17 protein-coding genes are annotated in these 19,820 nt (G+C 37.8%); 14 read left to right on the plus strand and 3 right to left on the minus strand.

Annotated features, from left to right (window positions below):
• Window positions 1-13 precede the first annotated feature (13 nt).
• The 8 genes from C4S54_RS10495 to C4S54_RS10530 all read left to right on the plus strand — a co-directional run bounded on the left by C4S54_RS10495 (window position 14) and on the right by C4S54_RS10530 (window position 7,361).
• Window positions 14-508: a glycosyltransferase gene (locus tag C4S54_RS10495; RefSeq protein WP_103869497.1), complete on the plus strand. Its 495-nt coding sequence runs from the start codon at window positions 14-16 to the stop codon at window positions 506-508.
• Window positions 509-599: 91 nt separating this feature from the next.
• On the plus strand, window positions 600-1,313 hold the full coding sequence (locus C4S54_RS10500) for a glycosyltransferase (protein WP_103869498.1): 714 nt from the start codon (window positions 600-602) through the stop codon (window positions 1,311-1,313).
• A 565-nt stretch (window positions 1,314-1,878) separates the two neighbouring features.
• Window positions 1,879-2,523, plus strand: coding sequence for a hypothetical protein (locus C4S54_RS15870; protein ID WP_146059990.1), 645 nt, complete (start codon window positions 1,879-1,881; stop codon window positions 2,521-2,523).
• A complete protein-coding gene (locus C4S54_RS10510) occupies window positions 2,483-3,493 on the plus strand; it encodes a glycosyltransferase family 2 protein (RefSeq protein ID WP_103869500.1) in 1,011 nt (336 codons plus the stop codon). The genes C4S54_RS15870 and C4S54_RS10510 overlap by 41 nt, the downstream gene beginning before the upstream one ends.
• A complete protein-coding gene (locus C4S54_RS10515) occupies window positions 3,490-4,623 on the plus strand; it encodes a polysaccharide pyruvyl transferase family protein (RefSeq protein ID WP_103869501.1) in 1,134 nt (377 codons plus the stop codon). The genes C4S54_RS10510 and C4S54_RS10515 overlap by 4 nt, the downstream gene beginning before the upstream one ends.
• 43 nt (window positions 4,624-4,666) lie before the next feature.
• The gene (locus C4S54_RS10520) at window positions 4,667-6,082 is read left to right on the plus strand and encodes a lipopolysaccharide biosynthesis protein (RefSeq protein WP_103869502.1); all 1,416 of its coding nucleotides are present in this window, start codon (window positions 4,667-4,669) and stop codon (window positions 6,080-6,082) included.
• A gap of 59 nt (window positions 6,083-6,141) precedes the next feature.
• Window positions 6,142-6,327 (plus strand): 4Fe-4S binding protein, encoded by a 186-nt coding sequence (locus C4S54_RS16325; RefSeq protein ID WP_200821069.1) that lies wholly within the window; start codon window positions 6,142-6,144, stop codon window positions 6,325-6,327.
• 68 nt (window positions 6,328-6,395) lie between these two features.
• Window positions 6,396-7,361, plus strand: coding sequence for a Coenzyme F420 hydrogenase/dehydrogenase, beta subunit C-terminal domain (locus tag C4S54_RS10530; RefSeq protein ID WP_103869504.1), 966 nt, complete (start codon window positions 6,396-6,398; stop codon window positions 7,359-7,361).
• 191 nt (window positions 7,362-7,552) lie between these two features.
• Here C4S54_RS10530 and C4S54_RS16020 read toward each other — a convergent pair whose 3' ends face one another.
• Entirely contained in the window at window positions 7,553-7,726 is a 174-nt protein-coding gene (locus tag C4S54_RS16020) for a hypothetical protein (RefSeq protein WP_160110749.1), read from the minus strand.
• A gap of 372 nt (window positions 7,727-8,098) precedes the next feature.
• Here C4S54_RS16020 and C4S54_RS10540 point away from each other — a divergent pair, with 372 nt between their 5' ends.
• From C4S54_RS10540 to dnaB, 5 genes are all read left to right on the plus strand, one after another.
• Window positions 8,099-9,196, plus strand: coding sequence for an Archaeal ATPase (locus C4S54_RS10540; RefSeq protein WP_103869506.1), 1,098 nt, complete (start codon window positions 8,099-8,101; stop codon window positions 9,194-9,196).
• A gap of 79 nt (window positions 9,197-9,275) precedes the next feature.
• A complete protein-coding gene (locus C4S54_RS10545) occupies window positions 9,276-10,706 on the plus strand; it encodes a sugar transferase (RefSeq protein WP_103869507.1) in 1,431 nt (476 codons plus the stop codon).
• 87 nt (window positions 10,707-10,793) lie between these two features.
• Window positions 10,794-12,845, plus strand: coding sequence for a DHH family phosphoesterase (locus tag C4S54_RS10550; protein ID WP_103869508.1), 2,052 nt, complete (start codon window positions 10,794-10,796; stop codon window positions 12,843-12,845).
• A 3-nt stretch (window positions 12,846-12,848) separates the two neighbouring features.
• Window positions 12,849-13,295 carry a 50S ribosomal protein L9 gene (gene rplI / locus C4S54_RS10555; RefSeq protein WP_022775249.1) on the plus strand — a complete coding sequence of 149 codons (447 nt, stop codon included), beginning with the start codon at window positions 12,849-12,851 and terminating at the stop codon, window positions 13,293-13,295.
• A 1-nt stretch (window position 13,296) separates the two neighbouring features.
• Window positions 13,297-14,640: a replicative DNA helicase gene (dnaB, locus tag C4S54_RS10560; protein ID WP_103869509.1), complete on the plus strand. Its 1,344-nt coding sequence runs from the start codon at window positions 13,297-13,299 to the stop codon at window positions 14,638-14,640.
• A gap of 48 nt (window positions 14,641-14,688) precedes the next feature.
• Here dnaB and C4S54_RS10565 read toward each other — a convergent pair whose 3' ends face one another.
• On the minus strand, window positions 14,689-14,859 hold the full coding sequence (locus tag C4S54_RS10565) for a DUF362 domain-containing protein (RefSeq protein WP_022775247.1): 171 nt from the start codon (window positions 14,857-14,859) through the stop codon (window positions 14,689-14,691).
• A 336-nt stretch (window positions 14,860-15,195) separates the two neighbouring features.
• Between C4S54_RS10565 and nifJ the strand changes: the two genes are divergently transcribed.
• Window positions 15,196-18,726, plus strand: a complete 3,531-nt coding sequence (gene nifJ, locus C4S54_RS10570) for a pyruvate:ferredoxin (flavodoxin) oxidoreductase (RefSeq protein ID WP_103869510.1) — start codon at window positions 15,196-15,198, stop codon at window positions 18,724-18,726.
• A 75-nt stretch (window positions 18,727-18,801) separates the two neighbouring features.
• Here nifJ and C4S54_RS10575 read toward each other — a convergent pair whose 3' ends face one another.
• Window positions 18,802-19,599, minus strand: coding sequence for an adaptor protein MecA (locus C4S54_RS10575; protein WP_103869511.1), 798 nt, complete (start codon window positions 19,597-19,599; stop codon window positions 18,802-18,804).
• Window positions 19,600-19,820 lie beyond the last annotated feature (221 nt).

Here is a 19,820-nt window from a genome sequence, read left to right on the forward strand (position 1 = left end):
AGGAGTGCATACGATGATATTTGTAACTGTTGGAACACATGAGCAGTCATTTAATCGGTTGATTGAATATATGGATGACTGGGCAGCTCACAATGGTGAGGAGGTTATTATACAAACCGGATTTTCTACATATGAGCCTAAGTCAGCAAAGTGGCAGAAAATGTTTACTTTTCAGCAGATGAATATAAATGTAGAAAATGCGCGCATTGTCATTACACATGGAGGACCTAGTTCATTTCTTTTGCCACTTCAAAAGGGGAAGATTCCTATTGTTGTCCCGAGGAGAAAAGAATTCTATGAACACGTTAATGATCATCAACTTACCTTTTGCAGAATGATTAGTGAACGCATGAAGAATATCATTCTTGTAGAAAATGAAAAAGAATTGGGACAAACTATTGAATTGTATGACCGGATTATTTCTAACATGAGGTTGGAAGAAAAGAGCAATAATGAAATGTTTATTGAAGAGTTTGAGAAAAATATTGAAGAATTAGTGAACAGATGAATAATGGAGAAATTTTTTCTTTTAGCGTGTTTCTTGGCAAAAAGTTACATGGTTTGTATCTAGAATGAGTTAGATTTGAGGTTGGGGTTACATGTATAAGATAAGTGTAGTTATCAGAGTTTATAATGAGCAAAAACACATTAGGGAAGTTTTAGAGAGTTTGAAAAGACAGACATATAGGAATCATGAAGTGATCATTCTTGATTCTGAATCTACAGATGATACTTTGAAGATTGCATCAGAATATGAATGTAGAATAGAAAAGATTAAGAAAAAAGACTTCAATTATAGTTATGCTAGTAATGTCTGCGTAAATCTTGCGCAAGGTGATATTGTTGTGTTTTTAAGTGGTCATTCTGTGCCTGTTAAAACATCATTTTTGGAGGATATTGATAATATGTTTAAAGATTCCTCAATAGGTGCAGCATACGGAGATGTTATTGCACTTCCAGATGGTAGTTTTACTGAAAAAGCATTTAATGCAATTGGGTATTTAAAGAATATTATTCTACGAAAAAAAAATGGAATCAAGTTAGAAAATGAAATTCATCCAGGTATTTTTAGTTGTAGTAATGCTTGTGCACGAAGAGAATTGCTATTGAAACATCCTTTTGCACCAGAGCTTGGTGATGGAGGAGAGGATGTTGAAGTGGCATATAGAATAATACAAGATGGTTATTATATTGCCTCAAATCCAGATTTATTAGTTATGCATTCTCATGGGAAAAAATTCAAAGATTTTATCAAAGAATATAGATCATGGAAAGTAATGTATAACAATGTTTTGAATTATATTAGTTGTTGAAAAGATTTAAGGAATTGCAATGGTAATTAATCCTCATAGATTTTTGTTTTTAATTCTTATAGTGTCATATTGTTTGACATCTAGCGATACCGTGGAAAGCCAACATACAAAGATAAAGTATTTAGTGTTGATTCTATGTGTTGCATATGAGTTGTTTTCATATTTTAAATTGGAATCACCAAAAAAGAAAACCATGAAAACAGAATACTTCGGATTTGTTCCTTTTTTATTGATTGTTTCAATATATTCTATTTATAGATCTCTGTTGGTAAACCATTTTAGTTTTCGATCTGTTCAAGAATTACTATTTCTTGTCTTTCCTATGATTTATGGATATTTGTGCATAAACAATTGGAGTACGAAGACGTTATTTTTTAATTTTCGTATGGGGCTAATAACGACTTTGCTTTTTTATATAAAATCTTTGAATTTAAATTTGAAGCAAATCTACTTGGCGATTATTTCTTCGAATTTTGGAGAATCCTACTCGGAGTTAGAGTCCTTTACTTATTGCGGACTAGCTTTAGCATTCTTTGTGTTCTTTTGTTATTACAATGAGAAGAAAGTGTATATCATATTAAGTGCGCTATTTGTGTTAATGACATTTAAACGACTATTTATTGTAATGTCAGCTGCTTTGTTTGTTCTTTCGTTATTTGAAGATTGTAACAAAAGAGTGTCTAAAAAAATATTTTTATTTACTGCAGCTATATTGTTTGCAATAGGCATTTCATATTATTTTATGACTCTACCTGAGAGCGTTCGCTTTATAGAACACAAATATAGCATCGATATGTCAAAATTTACTATGACTCGCAGTGACCGATTAAGGTGGCTATTATCATCTGACTGGACTACATATGGTTTTGGATCTTCTACCGAATATATGTATGAAGCATTTGATGGAGCTTTAGAGATGGATTTTACCAAGATAGTTATAGAGCTTGGTCTTATACCTGCTTTTGGTTTTGTATATCAATATCTCTTTTTTGCTCGAAAGAGGGTATACACATTTATGTTTATGGTGTTTATGCTTCTTAACCATATTGTTGCGTCAGGCCTAACGGGTACATTTTCTTGGAGTGTTTACTTTATTGCTATATCTTGCATTTCAACGTATCCATCACGCGGCAATAGGTTGAGCTTTGGTTTTGGGAGGAAAAGAAACAATGCAGAACAAATTAGTAAGTATAGTTGTACCTGTATATAATGGTGAGGATCATATTAAAGACTGCGTATATAGTTTGTTGGAACAAACATATAAGAATATTGAATTGATAATTGTTAACGATGGATCTAGAGATAATACTGATCTTATTTTGAAGAGCTTGCAAAAGATAGATGAAAGAATACATATTATTACACAAAACAATCAGGGGGTTAGTTGTGCGAGAAATGTTGGGATTTTGAATGCAAACGGTGAATATCTGGTTTTTATTGATTCGGATGATCTTCTTGATAAAAACGCTATTGAATCATTGATGAATAATAACGAGGATACAGATTTAATTATTTATGGATTCAAGGTCAATGGTAATGGAAATAGAAAAAATGATACTGAGGTTCTTAAGAGCCTAAAACAAAGTCATGCAGATAAAGATAAGATTTTAGGAGCTGTTCTATCAACTACTAATAATATATATGGTTATGCCTGGAGAACTGCATATTCTGTTAAATACCTAAAGGACAAAGGAATACTATTTCCAATTGGAATTAAGATTTCTGAGGATTATCTTTTTTTTGTGAAATCAATTTATTATGCGGATAATATATCTATTGTTGACAAAGAATTATATGATTATCAGCTAGGCACGACATCTATGTCTACCAAATATATACCGTCTTTGTTGGATGATATGAATTATGTTAACAATTGGATATATGAGAATGTTATAAAAGACAACTCATTGTTTATATCTGGATTTAATTGTATGGTTGTGAACACCTATTTGAGGTTCGTGCAAACATCCTTTAGAGATGAAGGAAGAAGTTTTATTCGGATATGTTTGGATGTTATTAGACAGAAAAGAAAAAATGATTTTGATTGTAATATAAAGAAGGTGTGGAAGATGCGTACAACTTTTGATTATAAATCACATTTTGCAGTTGTTTTATTCCATTTCCATCTAGATTTATTGTACTTTATTTTGTTTAGACTAAAGGTGTTGATAAAAGAATGAATAATATAGCAATAGTTACATTTAATGATGCAAATAATTATGGCGCTTTTTTGCAAGAGTATGCTCTATTTAATTATCTCAAAAAGAATAATTGTAATGTTAATGTAGTTAATTATGAAAATGAAGAATTCTTGCAACAGTATAAGTATGCTAACAATTTATTGAAACGAAAAGGAATTCTGAATAAGCTGAAAATTCTATATGATATTATTTTTAGGACAGATATATATAAAAAGAAAATACAAAGAGAGCATCTGTTTGAGCAGTGTAAATTAAAAGAGATTAGTCTTACTGAAAAGGTCACTTCCGGAAATGACTTAAGACAAAGCTTTGATTACTATATTGCAGGGAGTGATCAAGTATGGAATGTGAATATTACTGACCATAATTTATTTTATTTTTTGGATTTTGTAAATGATAACAAAAAAAAAGTGAGTTATGCCGCTAGTTTTGGGAATAATGATTTTAGCGATGACGATTACCAAATTTTTAAGAAGTATATATCATGTTTTAAGAAGGTTTTAGTTAGAGAAGAATCTGGGAAAAAAATGTTGGCAGAAAAATGTGGAATAGAGTCAGATGTTGTTTTGGATCCAACATTTTTATTAAATGTGAATGAATGGTATTCTTTTTCAGATAAGTCTTGTATAGATTATTCACTTAAAAAATATGTTCTAGTCTACCTTGTATTCCGCTCTAACGATATTATTGATGCAGCCTATGAATATGCTAAAGATCATCAGTGTGAATTGATATTGATAGGCTGTAAAAGTGTTGTTAAAAGGAATGGATTTGTAATAAAGGCAATGAATAATATTGGACCATACGAATTTGTTCACTTAATTAGGTATGCTAGAGCTGTTTTTTCAACATCATTTCACGGAACTGCATTAGCTATTAATATGAGAGTTCCTTTTTTTTATGAAATTCCAGATGAAGGTAGAAGATTGCGCTTGTCTGACTTGATGGTGAAATTAAATGTAGGAAATAGAGATATTTCTAGAGGCAACATAGATGGTGATATTAATTGGGATGATGTTTCTAGATGTCTTGATAAAAATCGACAAATATCAGAAAGACTATTGCTTGATAGTGTAGGTATATTAAAAATGGATGAAAAGTGCTTATAATCAGGCATCGATTTAATTGGATTTATTGAGGAGAATAAGAGTAATGAATCGCCAGAAAGAGTTGGCTAAAAATACTGCGATACTGACGGTAGGGAAGATATGTACGCAATTTGTTAATTTTTTCTTGTTACCTTTGTACACAGCTGTTCTATCGACTACGGAATATGGAACATATGATTTGCTAATATCATATTCTGCAATTCTTTTGCCCTTGGTTAATCTACAATTGGATCAAGGATTATTTAGATATATTTTGGATTGCAGGAATGATACAAAAAAACAGAGCGAGGTGTTTTCAACCCTTGTCTTTTTTAGTACATTGCAAGGAATAGTTTTTTTAGTTTTATATAAAATAGTATCTTCATTCTTTTATATAGAATATGGGTTTTTTTTAGCTATATATGTAATGCTAAGCCTATATGTTGGTATACTAATGCAGTTATTAAGAGGATTAGGTAAAAATGCTTCCTTTGCAATTGCTTCTTTTATTTCAGTTACGACTACGACAGTTATGAATGTATTGGCTTTAGTAGTATTTAGACTAGGTGTTAAAGGATTGTTTGTTGCGACAATAGTATCACAAGTAGTTACAATACTATTTTTAGTCATTTCTACAAAGTGCTATAAATATTTTTCTATTAGTAATATCAAATACAACATTTTTATTAGTGTTTTGAAATACTCATTTCCTTTGATTCCGAATGATTTGGCGTGGTGGGTAGTTAATGCTTCAGACAGAGTGATTGTCTCCAAAATCCTTGGAGTTGCCATGAATGGAATTTATGCTGCAGCCAATAAGTTTTCTACTATGTTTATAAACTTTTACAATGTATTAAACCTCTCATGGACAGAGTCGGTAAGTGTTCATTTTCAAGATGAGGATAGAGATACATATCTATCTGAAACAATTACATATCTGTTTAATTTCTTTTCATCATTAGGATATATATTGATTTCTTTGATGCCATTTTTATATCCGCTATTGATAAATGAAGCTTACCGTGATGGTTATAATCATGTCTATATACTTATAGTTGCGATGTTGTTTAGAGTATTAGTTGGACTATACAGTACTATATATATAGCGCAAAAAAACACTAAAGAAGTAGCGATTACGTCTGTTCTCGCTGCGGTTATAAATATTGTTTTTAATATTGCACTAATTAGTAAATTGAATTTATATGCTGCATCAATTTCTACTTTGGCTGCATTCGCATTTATGTTTTTGTTTAGATATTATGATGTCAATATTAACAGGAAAATGAAGGTTGCAATTAAAAAAAGCATAATATTGAGAAATGTTGGTATGATTTCAATCCTTGCTGTAACTTATTATGATCATAATATGATATTGAATATTGTAGCTATCATAATTAGTATTCTTTATGGAATTTTTTCTAATCTGGATATTATTAAATCAATAAGACAAGCTGTAATAAAAAAGGTAATAGCTACGTGATTTGACGAATTTATATGAATAGAATCATATATGGATGGAGTGATAGCAGAATGATAAAAATGGAGAGAATCCCGGATTTGTATAATAAAAAGGAAGAATGCTGTGGATGTAGTGCATGTTTTTCTATCTGTCCAAAGATGGCTATCTCTATGATGCCTGATGATGAAGGCTTTTTATATCCTTTGATAGATGAAGCAAAATGTATACAGTGTTATCTATGTATAAAGGTTTGCCCTCTAAAATAGTATTGTATTATTTTGAGTTGTAAGATGGAATAAGTTTAACAAATAGTTTTGTATTCGATCGATAAATTATGAATGATTATTATAAAAAGTTTGAAAAGCCAATTGTATTTGCGGTTAAACATAAGAATTTAATAACTAGATTAAACTCTAGATCTGGGGGGATTTTCACTGCCATTTCAGATTATGTTCTTGATGATGGGGGAGTGGTGTATGGCTGTATATTGGATGAAAAGTTTAATGCTGTTCATATAAGAGCAGACAATAAATTAGAACGTGATAAAATGATGGGCTCTAAGTATATTCAGAGCAATATAGGGGATACTTTAAAAAAAGTTAGGCTAGATCTTGATGCTGGAAAAAAAGTATTGTTCACAGGAACCTCATGTCAAGTTGCAGGATTACTTAAATTTATTGGAGAGTCAAATCAAAATTTATTATGTGTCGATATTGTCTGTCATGGTGTACCGAGTTCAAAAGTCCTGCATAAATATATTAGATGGCAAGAAAAAAAAGTAGGGAGCCCATGCGTTGGGATTGATTTTAGAAATAAAAAAGATTATGGATGGAGCTCTCATATAGAAACTCTTGTGTTTGCTAATGGTACGAAAATAAGTAGCGAAGTTTTTAAAAATCTTTTTTATGGACACCAATGTCTTAGGCCTGCATGTTATAAATGTCCTTTTAAAAACATTGTTCATCCTGGGGACATCACAATAGCGGATTATTGGGGAATAGACAAGGCGGCACCTGGTTTTAATGATAATAAAGGTGTTTCCCTCGTGTTGATAAATAATAAATTTGGAAATGAAATATTTGAAAAGTTGAAAAATATCGAGTACAAAAAATGCAGGATAGAAGATAGCATGCAGCCACCACTAGAGGCACCATTTCCCGAACCAAAGAATCGTTCGAAATTTTGGACAGATTTTGAAAGAAAAAGCTTTAATTATTTAGCTGCTAGGTACGGAGGGAATAGTTTTTTGAGTAGGACTAAACATACTATAAAAAAGATTTTCGTCAAATTCCTGAAATAGTTCCACACATTGGCAAGGCTATTTAGTGCATGCTCAAAAATTAATAACTACTGATATTTACTGGCTTTGTGGGCGATCCGTGAGATAATAGATGCAAAGAAATCATTACCTTTGCTTCAAAGACTTTGCAGCGATACAGACATTGCAGATCGGATAAAATATGCCCCTGCCAATATAGCAGGGGAAAAATCCTATTTGGTATTGGCTTCTAACTCTTCCGCATCAACCTGCGCAAAGAGCTCATCGATGGTGCTTGAATTAAGTTTGAATTTGGTTTCAAGACGCTTTCTGGTCTTCTCGTCTGGAGTACCGTCTTCACGACCGAAACGTATAATTTCAAGAGCATCATCCTTTTTGGTATCCATAACTAAATGGCGTTCTCTATCCCATTGTTGCATATATTTTTTGGTTACCTCCGGTCTTTTCTTTATTTTAGAAACAACTTTTTCGAGGTCATTGACTTGCTGGTTTTCAGAAGAGGGTTTCTCTCCTGATACGATATATTTTAGCACTTCCATAAGTCTTTTACCATGTGACGCATCAAGGTCATCGTAAACTTTGTCACATGATAGTTCTATACTGAATTTTTTATTAGTTGTGGAAAGTTGTGGAAGAAAAACGAAGTTGCGAAGAGTTGTGGAAAGTTGTGAAAGAAAAACAATGTTGTGAAGAGTTGTGGAAAGTTGTGGAAGAATATAATATAATTAAGATATATATGTGATGAAGGTGGCGATTATATGAGTAAATATGAAGAGATTAAAAATCCATATACACTTCAATTTAGTTATATTCCTCCTCAGTTTATTGAAAGAGCTCTGGTAACAAATGAGATTATCAGTAATTTTATTAGAGACATTCCTACATATAGGGGAATGTTTATTACTGGCGTCAGAGGATCTGGTAAGACGGTTATCATGGGGGATATTCGAAATAAGATAAACGCACTCGATGAGTGGATTACTGTAGATGTTAATCCGGAGAGTAATTTATTGGATTCACTTGCCAGAGGTCTCTATATTATCCCGGAGATTAAAGCTCTTTTTGTAAAAGCTAAATTGGATTTTTCAATATTGGGAATTGGCTTACACGTTGAAAATGCTGAACTTGTAGCATCAAATGAAGAAGACGCAATTAGAATGATGCTCGGAGTGCTTAAAAAAGCCAAAAAGAAAGTGCTTGTTACGATAGATGAGGTTACTTATGGTTCGGATGTAGCAAGATTTTCACATGCACTATCATCATTTGCAGGCCTGGATTACGATATTTATGTTCTGATGACAGGATTAGTTGAAAACATTAAAGCTATTAAAAATCAAAAGTCATTGACATTTTTGTATAGAGCAAAGGTTAAAGAATTAGAAGGCTTGAATATTACAGCTATTAGCGCGGATTATCAAAAGGTGCTGGAGATAAGTAGAGAAAAAGCGGATGAGCTTGCATTCTGCACAAGGGGATATTCGTTGGCATTTCAGGCATTGGGGTATCATTACTGGAACGCAATTTGTCGTAGTGATTCAAAAGACAAAATAGATAATCAGAAAGTATATGAAGAGTTAGACATTACATTGTCTGAACTTGCGTATGAAAAAATATGGGATGAATTATCTGCAAGTGATAAAAAGGTGCTTAAGGCATTAAATTTATTGGTTAAGAAAAACGGAGAAAAAAGTGTCAAAGTAGATGAAATTAAGAAACTTGTAAATATGACCTCCAATACTTTCAATACATATAGAGCAAGGCTATTAGATAGTGGAGTTGTTGATGGAAAGCAGTACGGATACCTTTCCTTCAAACTTCCGAGATTTGAGAACTTTATAGATTCGAGGTTGGAGTAGAAATTATTAAGATTTTCCGTTGAAATTTCTTAAGATTCACATAAGATTATTATATAGATTTAAAAGGGGAAGAGTGTGTATGAACAAAAAATATCAGGTATTACAGACACATTTTTTATGGGGAATTGATGTAATATGTATAATACTGAGTTACCTGATGGCGACGCACATAAGGTACAGCAGCAATAATGACTGGGGAGACAAGACGCTGCACTACATGGTTTGTATTATCATGCTGCTGATCTGCACTGTTCATGCCTTTTTGTGGGATTCAAACAAAGATTACATTACAAGAGGAAGTCTGCTTGAGCTCATGGCGGTTATCAGGTTTAACTCCATGATGCTGATAATTACACTTGTTATAGTTTATTTCCTGAAATGGTCTGATATTTTGTCACGTTTTGTGATCTCCAATTTCCTTTGGATGGTCATTCTCTCTATGTTTGTAGTGAGAGTTCTTTTCAAAACCTATTTCAAGATGTACCTGTCCAATGAAGCTAACGCAGTGAGAGTAGTCGTGGTGGCTGAGCGAAACCTCATGGAAGAGACTATCAGGAGATTTACCAAGGAGAACATGAACCTTGGCTATAAGGTTATAAGAGCCTATTGCACAGACAAAAGAGATACCGACTCAAAGGATCCTAAATGGTACATCGACGGTGTTCACATCCACGAGGGAATAGACAATCTTACGGGAAGACTTATCACAGATCCTTTTGATGAAGTGTTCATCAATACGCCCAACATCCCTCAAAAAGACATGCAGGACATTATCATGGGCTTTGAAGAGATGGGCGTTACAGTGCATTACAATCTGGAGCTTCCGGATGGAGGAATGGGAACAGCCAAGGTTGGCGACTATAATGGTTACTCAGTTATCACCTACACCATGGCCAAGGACAGCTACAGATGGCTTTGGGTAAAAAGACTTGTGGATATACTGGGAGGCCTTGTGGGACTGGTACTTACCGGAATCATAACTCTTTTCCTCGCTCCTGCTATTAAGCTTGACTCTCCGGGGCCGGTTTTCTTTTCCCAGACCAGAATAGGTAAAAACGGCCGAAGATTCAAAATCTATAAATTCAGATCCATGTACATCGATGCTGAAGAGCGCAAGAAAGAGCTGATGGATCAGAATGAGATGTCAGGTCTCATGTTCAAGATGAAAAATGACCCGAGAATAACAAAGGTCGGAGCCTTTATCAGAAAGACGAGCCTTGATGAGTTCCCGCAGTTCTTAAATGTCTTAAAGGGCGATATGAGCCTTGTGGGAACAAGACCACCGACAGAAGCAGAGTTTGAGCAGTACAATGAGCACTACAGAAGAAGAATCTCCATGACACCGGGACTTACAGGCCTTTGGCAGATAAGTGGACGAAGTGACATCGAGGACTTCGACGAAGTGGTCAGACTTGATCTTAAGTATATTGATAACTGGAATCTGTTAGAAGATTTTAAAATTTTGGCGCAGACAGCGCTGGTAGTATTATTCGGAAAAGGTGCTAAATAAGCACCTTTTTTCGATTACCCCCAATCCTATAGAATATGATATACTAATGGGGAGAATGGCCATAAAGTTGGGGAAGAGGACAATTATATGTCTAATAAGAATAGAATTAAGTTAAAAGGTAAGTTAAAAACATATCTTAGCGTCTTTACATTTCTTGGAATTCTGCTTCTTGTGGTAAACATTGGTGTGTTTACTGTGGATTTCACGGCAGGACTGATACTCCTTGCATTTACAGGCCTTTATTTTGTGGCAGTTATTTATTTGAATTTCTACAACAAGCCCATCATTATGAATGAGCTTGTGAGCTTTGCTACGCAGTACGGACAGATCCAGAAAAAACTTTTAAGAGAGCTGGACCTTGCCCACGCGGTTCTTGACGACTCCGGAAAGGTTGTCTGGTCCAACATAGCTTTTGAGAGAATAGTCCATCAGGAAAAAGGTTTCAGGAAGAATATCACAGCTCTTTTCCCAAGTATTACTCAGGATAAATTCCCTGCAGGATACGACGAAGTTTCCTATGAAATAGAGTACGAGAACAACAATTACACTATAAAGATGAAGAGAATTTCCCTTAAGGAGATGGCTGACAACAGCGATATCATTGATGCGCCAAACTATGAGGGAAGCCTTATTGCTATTTACATGTTCGATGAGACAGCGCTGAAGCTGGCTATTCAGGAAGTTGATAACCAGTCATTGGCAGCAGGCCTTATCTACCTTGATAACTATGAGGAGGCTCTTGATAGTGTCGAGGAAGTAAGAAGATCTCTTTTGACAGCCCTTATCGATAGAAAGATAAACAAGTACATTGCGTCCTGCAATGGTATTGCAAAAAAGATAGAGAAAGACAAATACTTCGTAGTAATGCCTAAAAAATCCTGCGAGATGCTTAAGGAGCAGAGATTTGACCTCTTAGAGGATGTTAAGACAGTTAACATCGGCAATGAGATGGCGGTTACTCTTAGTATCGGTATAGGTCTTAACGGATTGTCTTATGCGCAGAACTACGAGTTTGCAAGGAATGCCATTGACCTGGCTCTTGGACGAGGCGGTGATCAGGCGGTAGTTAAGAGCGCAGATAACATCTCTTACTACGGTGGAAAGAGTCAGCAGATTGAAAAGAGTACCAGGGTTAAGGCCAGAGTTAAGGCACATGCCCTTCGCGAGATCATCTCCGGTAAGGACTCAGTTATCGTTATGGGTCACAGGATCGGTGACGTAGACAGCTTTGGCTCATCTGTTGGTATTTACAGGATTGCCAAGACATTGGACAGAAAGTGCCATATCGTGCTTAATGATGTGACCACATCCATGCAGCCTTTGGTTGACCTGTTTAAGAACAATCCGGACTATGAAGATGACATGATCATCAACAATCAGCAGGCTATAGACATTGCAGGCAATAACACCGTTCTGGTTGTAGTTGATGTTAATAAGCCAAGCATTACAGAGTGTCCTGAACTTTTGAGATTCTGTAAGACAATCGTGGTCCTTGATCACCACAGACAGGGAACTGAGATCATAGAGAATGCCACACTTTCATATGTTGAGCCCTATGCTTCATCTGCCTGCGAAATGGTTTCAGAGATCCTGCAGTACATCGGTGAAAACGTAAAGATCAAGAATGAAGAGGCAGATTCTCTTTATTCCGGTATGATCGTCGACACCAATAACTTTATGAATAAGACAGGTGTCCGCACATTTGAGGCCGCTGCTTTCCTTAGGAGAAACGGCGCAGATGTGACAAGAGTTAGAAAGCTCTTCAGAGAGGATGCCAATGAGTATAAAGCCAAGGCGGATGCCGTAAGTCAGGCCGAGGTTTACCGCGGAAGATATGCTATTTCAGTGCTTATCAACGACGACATTCAGAGCCCGACCATCATCGGAGCGCAGGCTGCCAACGAACTTCTTAATATCAAGGGAGTCAGGGCAAGCTTTGTTTGCACCGAGTATCAGAACCAGGTTTATGTAAGCGCCAGATCAATAGATGAAGTCAATGTTCAGGTAGTTATGGAGAAGCTTGGAGGCGGCGGCCACATGAGCTCGGCGGGATGCCAGATGGAAGGCGTATCCGCAGCAGAGGCAGTGGTTGTTGTTAAGAATACAATAGATAAAATGATAGACGAAGGAGAACTATAACAGATGCAGGTTATTTTATTAGAAGACGTTAAGTCTCTTGGAAAAAAAGGACAGATTGTAAAGGTAAGCGATGGCTATGCCAGAAACTTCGTACTTCCTAAAAATCTTGGAGTAGAAGCTACTCAGAAAAACTTAAATGAGCTTAAGAATCAGCAGAAAAGAGATTCCATCAACGCCCAGCACGCTCTCGAGGAAGCTCAGGCTTACGGCGAGAGAATCAGTAAGGAAACAGTTCAGCTTACAATGAAGGCCGGCGAGGGCGGAAGAGTATTCGGATCCGTTTCTTCAAAAGAAATAGTTACAGCAGCCAAGCAGCAGTTTGGATTTGATATTGATAAAAAGAAACTTCAGATGCCTGAACCTATCAAGGCTTTTGGTACATATGAGATTCCTGTAAAGCTCCATCCACAGGTTACAACCACATTAAAGGTTAGCGTAAAGGAACAGTAAAATGGCTGATGAGACACTGTTAAAACGTGTCGCACCTAACAGTCTGGAAGCAGAGCAGTCTGTAGTTGGTGCGATGCTCATGGATAAAGATGCTATTGAGATAGCAGCAGAGATTGTGACAGCAGATGATTTCTATAACAGGCAGCTGGGAACGATCTTTGAGACCATGGTTGAACTGAATAGAGAAGGTAGCGCAGTTGATGTGGTAACACTTCAGAACCGCCTCCGTGAAAAAAATGTTCCGCCGAATGTGAGCAGTGTTGAATACATCGGCGAGCTTGTTTCTGCGGTACCTACGTCTGCAAACGTTAAATACTATGCGCAGATAGTAGCAGATAAGTCCACACTCCGTAAGCTTATCCACGTAAGTGAAGATACTATCAACAACTGCTATGCGGGCGGTGAGAACATGGAAGGCATCCTCAATGACGTTGAAAAGAATGTTTTCCAGATCACACAAAAGCGCAATACAGGCGACTTCGTTTCAATCGATCAGGTTGTAATGAATGCCCTTAACAGAATTGAGATTGCCAGCAAGATGAAGGGCAATGTTACAGGTCACGCCACAGGCTTTACAGACCTTGACTACAACACAGCAGGTTTCCAGCCTTCTGACCTTATCCTCATTGCAGCCAGACCTGCCATGGGTAAAACAGCCTTTGTTCTTAACATAGCTGAACACATGGCCTTTCATGACAACAAGTGCGTTGCCATGTTTTCACTGGAAATGTCAAAGGAGCAGTTCGTTAACCGTCTCCTTTCCATGGAATCACACGTAGATTCTCAGCATATCAGAACCGGTAATATGTCAGATATGGACTGGGAAAAACTTATTGAGAGTGCCGATGTCATCGGATCTTCAAAACTGATAATTGACGATACGCCGAGTATTTCAATCCAGGAGCTTAGGTCCAAGTGTCGTAAATATAAGATGGAGTTTGACCTTCAGGTTATTATGATCGACTATTTGCAGCTTATGTCAGGTGGAACAGGAAGAAGCTCTGAATCAAGACAGCAGGAGATTTCAGAGATTTCAAGATCTCTCAAGGCTCTTGCCAGAGAGCTCAATGTCCCTGTCATAGCTCTTTCACAGCTCTCCCGAGCAGTTGAGCAAAGGCCTGACCACAGACCCATGCTTTCAGACCTTCGAGAGTCCGGAGCCATCGAGCAGGATGCGGATATGGTAATGTTCATCTACAGAGATGACTATTACAATAAAGACACAGAGAAAAAAGGTGTTGCAGAGATTATTATTGCAAAACAGCGTCACGGCCCAATCGGCACAGTTGAGCTGCTTTGGCTTCCTCAGTATACCAAGTTTGCAAATTTGGAAAGAGGACATTAAGGGCATAAAAAAAGGGCTTCCCATTTGGGAAGCTCTTGTTTTTTACGATTAACCCTGAGCGATTGCTGAAACAGGGCACTGAGCTGCGCATGATCCGCAGTCGATGCATGTGTTTGCGTCGATAACGTACTGTGTATCTCCCTGAGAAATAGCTGAAACAGGGCACTGTGCAGCACAAGAACCGCAGCTGATGCAACCATCACTAATAACGTATGCCATAATACTAGTCTCCTTCCATATAGAAAAAATAAATTGTGTAGCAAAAAACAGATTGGCTTTGCCGTTACCAATCTTTGATACAAAAATATCTTATAATAAGAGAACTGTTTTTACAATACTATAATCGAAAACTTTTATCAGATGAAATAATTAAATAAAAATAAATTGGCTGACAATATAGGTAATCTGTGGTACTATTGAATTCGGCAGAATACGTGCAATTCTCTCCGTCACATTGGCTTTTTTCTAGGGAGGAAAAGGGGTGTGAACGGTGTTTTTGTGCGACAATTTAATAAAGAGCCAAAATAATCCAAAAATAAGGTAGGAGGAAACAAAATGGCAAGAAACATGAAAACCATGGACGGTAACGAAGCTGCTGCATATGCATCATATGCGTTTACTGAAGTTGCCGCTATGTACCCGATCACTCCATCATCTGTTATGCCAGAGCATGTAGATGAGTGGGCAACAGCTGGAAAGAAGAATATTTTCGGCCGTACTGTTCAGATTACAGAGATGCAGTCTGAAGCCGGTGCAGCAGGTGCTGTACACGGATCGCTGGTAGTAGGTGCTCTTACATCTACATATACAGCTTCTCAGGGACTTCTTCTTATGATTCCTGATATTTACAAGGTTGCAGGTGAGAGACTCCCTGGCGTGTTCAACGTATCAGCTCGTTGCGTAGCTTCTCATGCACTTAACATTTTCGGTGATCACTCAGACGTTTACGCTTGCCGTCAGACTGGTGCTGCAATGCTTTGCGATTCTAGCGTACAGGAAGTTATGGACTTAACACCTGTTGCATACTGCGCAGCAATCGAGGGTAGAATTCCTTTCATTAACTTCTTTGATGGATTCCGTACATCACACGAAATTCAGAAGATCGAGGTTTGGGACTACAAGGATCTCGACGAGATGGTTAACCATGATGCAATCGATGCATTCAAGGCTAACGCTCTTAATCCTAACCACCCATGCCAGATGGGCTCAGCTCAGAACCCTGACATCTTCTTCCAGACAAGAGAAGCTTGTAACACAGGTTACAACGAACTTCCTGAAATCGTTCAGAAGTACATGGATAAGGTTAACGCTAAGATTGGTACAGATTACAAGCTCTTCAACTACTATGGTGATCCTAACGCAGAAGTAGTTATCGTAGCTATGGGTTCTGTAAACGATACAATCGAAGAGACAATCGATTACCTTGAGAAACAGGGCAAGAAGGTTGGTGTTGTAAAGGTTAGACTTTACAGACCATTCTCAGCTAAGGCACTTGTTGCTGCAATCCCTGATTCAGTTAAGAGAATCGAAGTTCTTGATAGAACAAAAGAGCCTGGATCATATCGTGAGCCACTTGCTCTCGATGTTATCGCAGCTCTTAAGGGAACAAAGTTTGAGTCAGTTCCTGTATTCTGTGGACGTTATGGCCTTGGTTCTAAGGACACAACACCTGCACAGATTGTTGCAGTATTTGAAAATGACAAGAAGGAAGAGTTCACAATCGGTATCGAAGATGATGTAACAAATCTTTCACTTGATGCTGGTGCACCTCTTGTTACAACTCCAGAGGGAACAACAAACTGTAAGTTCTGGGGCCTTGGTGCTGATGGTACTGTTGGTGCTAACAAGAACTCAATCAAGATCATTGGTGATAACACAGACATGTATGCTCAGGCATACTTTGACTATGACTCTAAGAAGTCTGGTGGTGTTACAATGTCTCACCTTAGATTTGGTAAGAAGCCTATTAAGTCAACTTACCTCATCAAGAAGGCTGACTTCGTAGCTTGCCACAATCCTTCATACATCCGCAAGTTCAACATGGTTCAGGAACTTGTTGATGGAGGTTCATTCCTTCTCAACTGCCCATGGACAGTAGATCAGCTTGATGCTGAGATCCCTGGACAGGTTAAGAAGTTCATGTATGATCACAAGATCAACTTCTACATCATGAATGGTTCTAAGATCGGTGTTGAAGTTGGAATGGGTCCTACAAGAATTAACACAATCCTTCAGTCAGCATTCTTCAACATCACAAAGATCATTCCTGAAGAAGATGCTATCAAGTTCATGAAGGATGCAGCTCAGAAGACATACGGCCGTAAGGGTGAAGATGTCGTTAAGAAGAACTGGGCAGCTATTGATGCCGGTGCAGATCCAAAGAACCTTATCAAGGTTGAGATCCCTGAGTCATGGGCTAACGCTGAGGATGAAGGTCTTGACTTCAAGAAGGCAGAAGGATCAAGAAAGGATGTTATCGACTTCGTTAACAACATCCAGTCTAAGGTTAATGCACAGGAAGGTAATACACTTAAGGTTTCTGATTGTCTTCCATACGTTGATGGTGCTACACCTTCAGGATCAGCTGCATACGAGAAGAGAGGTATCGCAGTAAACGTTCCTGCTTGGGATGCTTCAACATGTATCGGTTGTGGATTCTGCTCACTTGTATGTCCTCACGCAGCAATCCGTACAATCGCTATGACAGACGATGAGATCGCTAAGGCTCCAGAAGGACTTCAGACAAAGCCACTTGCTGGAATGGATGGATATAAGTATTCAGTTGTTATTTCTGCTCTTGACTGTACAGGTTGCGGATCTTGCGCAAATGTATGTCCTGGTAACAATAAGGGCGAGACACTTAAGATGGGTGCTATCGCTGCTAACAAGGATGAGCAGAAGTACTTCGACTATGCTGTAACACTTCCTATTAAGGAAGACGTTGTTGCTAAGTTCGGTGAAGGCTCAATCAAGGGATCACAGTTCAAGCAGCCTCTCCTTGAGTTCTCAGGAGCTTGTGCTGGTTGTGGTGAAACACCTTACGTTAAGCTTGTTACTCAGCTCTTTGGTGACAGAATGTACGTTGCAAACGCTACAGGATGTACATCAATCTGGGGTAACTCATCACCTTCAACACCTTACACAGTAAACGCTAAGGGACAGGGCCCAGCTTGGGATAACTCACTGTTCGAAGATAATGCTGAGTTTGGTATGGGTATGGTTCTTGCACAGAACGCTCTCCGTGATGCAATCAAGGAGAAGGTTGAAGAGATCGTAGCTGCAGGCGGCGCTGCTAAGGATGCTGCTCAGAAGTGGCTTGATACATTCAACATCGGTTCTGAGAACACAGCAGCTACAGAGGCTCTTGTTGAGGCTCTTAAGAACGACACTTCAGATGCTGCTAAGTACGTTGTAAAGAATAAAGACTTTGCTGCTAAGAAGTCACAGTGGATCTTCGGTGGTGACGGATGGGCATTCGACATCGGATTCGGTGGTCTCGATCACGTACTTGCTTCCGGTAAGGATGTTAACGTTCTCGTTGTAAACACTGAGGTTTACTCAAATACAGGTGGACAGTCTTCAAAGGCTACTCCTACAGGTGCTGTTGCACAGTTCGCTGCAGGTGGTAAAGAGATTAAGCAGAAAGACCTTGCTTCAATCGCTATGAGCTATGGCTACGTATACGTTGCACAGATTGCTATGGGTGCTAACATGCAGCAGACAATCAATGCAATCAAAGAAGCTGAAGCTTATCCAGGACCTTCACTTATCATCGCTTATGCACCATGTATCAACCAGGGTCTTAAGGCTGGTATGAACAAGGTTATGGACGAAGAGAAGAAGGCTGTTGCTACAGGATATTGGGATATGTTCAGATTCAATCCTCAGGCAGAGAACAAGTTCACACTTGATTCTAAGCCAGCTACAGAGGACTTCCAGAGCTTCCTTGATGGTGAGGTTCGTTACCTTTCACTTAAGCTCAAGAATCCTGAGAGAGCAGCTAAGCTCAATGCTATGGCAGCTGAGCATGCTAAGGAGCACAGAGCTTATCTTGAAAAACTTGTTACACTTTACGGAAAGCAGTAATAAGAAAATAAAGATAAAAGAAAAGGCCGGTTCGAAAGAACCGGTCTTTTTTTAAACTTGAAATTAAATTAAAGATCAAATCTTAGAAAGCGTCTGGATGGCATTTTCAGGAATAACTATAGAATAATGCTCATCTAAGAACTGCTGTGTAGCAGTGCTTCCTATTTCTGTCTTGCCATACTCTGTAAGTAGAGAACAGATGTTGGCGAATAATCCATCTTCGATATCACCCTGATGAAGTATCAGATAGAACTTACCGTTTGCTTCATTCTTATAAAGGGTGTTTGTACCATTGAATTTCCTGCTTACTATACTTGAGAATCTCATGACTTCATGCAGTGAGTCAAAGGAAAAGATCCTTGAACCTTTTCTGCTTGGCTGCCCTTTTTTGCGAGCGCCTGAGGTTTTCTCTTTTACCTTTTTGGAATCTGACAGAGGAGATGAACTAAGAGGTCCATCCAGGAAATCGGACATATTGCTGTGCTGAAGTCTTCTGAAAAGACTGGAGACATCTTCTTCCTCGTCCTCATATTCGTCCTCGTCATACTCGTCGTAGTCCTCATCCTCTTCGTCATCTTCATGAACTGAAGGAGCAAAGTTGGAAAAACGTGTGTCAAGTTCTTCCGGATCGTCTACCTTTGTGATGATAAGAACAATGCACTCAGAATTGATAGGGATTGCCTCAATCATTAGAGGAGTATCCTCTGCATCAAAGCCATATTCTAAATTGGCTTGCTGCATCATGTCCTGAAAAAGCTCTTTTGCTTTATCAGTTCCATACGCAAGCTCTGTGATCTTAAGGTCGCGTTTCGCAAGGTCATCTCTGGTAAGGGTGCATCGAATCTGGTGATCATTGACTTTTTCAATCTTCATGATGCTTACCTCCTGACTTTGGAATACATAGATACTAAGTGAAATGGTATCCTATGTCAATACTTATATCGGCTTATTTTACTATTTAATTTAAAGATACACAATAGGTTTTATGCAATTAAAATCTTAAGAAAATCTTAAGAATTTTCGATGGTATTTCTTAAGAATTTAATGCTATCATGTTTTCTTGTGAGATGCCTCGCCGAGTATATGAACCCGGA

This window comes from Butyrivibrio sp. Su6 (genome assembly GCF_900108105.1).
GTDB lineage: Bacteria > Bacillota > Clostridia > Lachnospirales > Lachnospiraceae > Butyrivibrio.

What these genes read in the sequence shown, in the direction of transcription:
- C4S54_RS10495 (WP_103869497.1), top strand. Translation starts at nt 14, where the DNA reads ATGATATTTGTAACTGTTGGAACACATGAGCAGTCATTTAATCGGTTG.
- C4S54_RS10500 (WP_103869498.1), top strand. Translation starts at nt 600, where the DNA reads ATGTATAAGATAAGTGTAGTTATCAGAGTTTATAATGAGCAAAAACAC.
- C4S54_RS10510 (WP_103869500.1), top strand. Translation starts at nt 2,483, where the DNA reads ATGCAGAACAAATTAGTAAGTATAGTTGTACCTGTATATAATGGTGAG.
- C4S54_RS10515 (WP_103869501.1), top strand. Translation starts at nt 3,490, where the DNA reads ATGAATAATATAGCAATAGTTACATTTAATGATGCAAATAATTATGGC.
- C4S54_RS10520 (WP_103869502.1), top strand. Translation starts at nt 4,667, where the DNA reads ATGAATCGCCAGAAAGAGTTGGCTAAAAATACTGCGATACTGACGGTA.
- C4S54_RS16325 (WP_200821069.1), top strand. Translation starts at nt 6,142, where the DNA reads ATGGAGAGAATCCCGGATTTGTATAATAAAAAGGAAGAATGCTGTGGA.
- C4S54_RS10530 (WP_103869504.1), top strand. Translation starts at nt 6,396, where the DNA reads ATGAATGATTATTATAAAAAGTTTGAAAAGCCAATTGTATTTGCGGTT.
- C4S54_RS16020 (WP_160110749.1), bottom strand. Translation starts at nt 7,726, where the DNA reads ATGGATACCAAAAAGGATGATGCTCTTGAAATTATACGTTTCGGTCGT.
- C4S54_RS10540 (WP_103869506.1), top strand. Translation starts at nt 8,099, where the DNA reads ATGAGTAAATATGAAGAGATTAAAAATCCATATACACTTCAATTTAGT.
- C4S54_RS10545 (WP_103869507.1), top strand. Translation starts at nt 9,276, where the DNA reads ATGAACAAAAAATATCAGGTATTACAGACACATTTTTTATGGGGAATT.
- C4S54_RS10550 (WP_103869508.1), top strand. Translation starts at nt 10,794, where the DNA reads ATGTCTAATAAGAATAGAATTAAGTTAAAAGGTAAGTTAAAAACATAT.
- rplI (WP_022775249.1), top strand. Translation starts at nt 12,849, where the DNA reads ATGCAGGTTATTTTATTAGAAGACGTTAAGTCTCTTGGAAAAAAAGGA.
- dnaB (WP_103869509.1), top strand. Translation starts at nt 13,297, where the DNA reads ATGGCTGATGAGACACTGTTAAAACGTGTCGCACCTAACAGTCTGGAA.
- C4S54_RS10565 (WP_022775247.1), bottom strand. Translation starts at nt 14,859, where the DNA reads ATGGCATACGTTATTAGTGATGGTTGCATCAGCTGCGGTTCTTGTGCT.
- nifJ (WP_103869510.1), top strand. Translation starts at nt 15,196, where the DNA reads ATGGCAAGAAACATGAAAACCATGGACGGTAACGAAGCTGCTGCATAT.
- C4S54_RS10575 (WP_103869511.1), bottom strand. Translation starts at nt 19,599, where the DNA reads ATGAAGATTGAAAAAGTCAATGATCACCAGATTCGATGCACCCTTACC.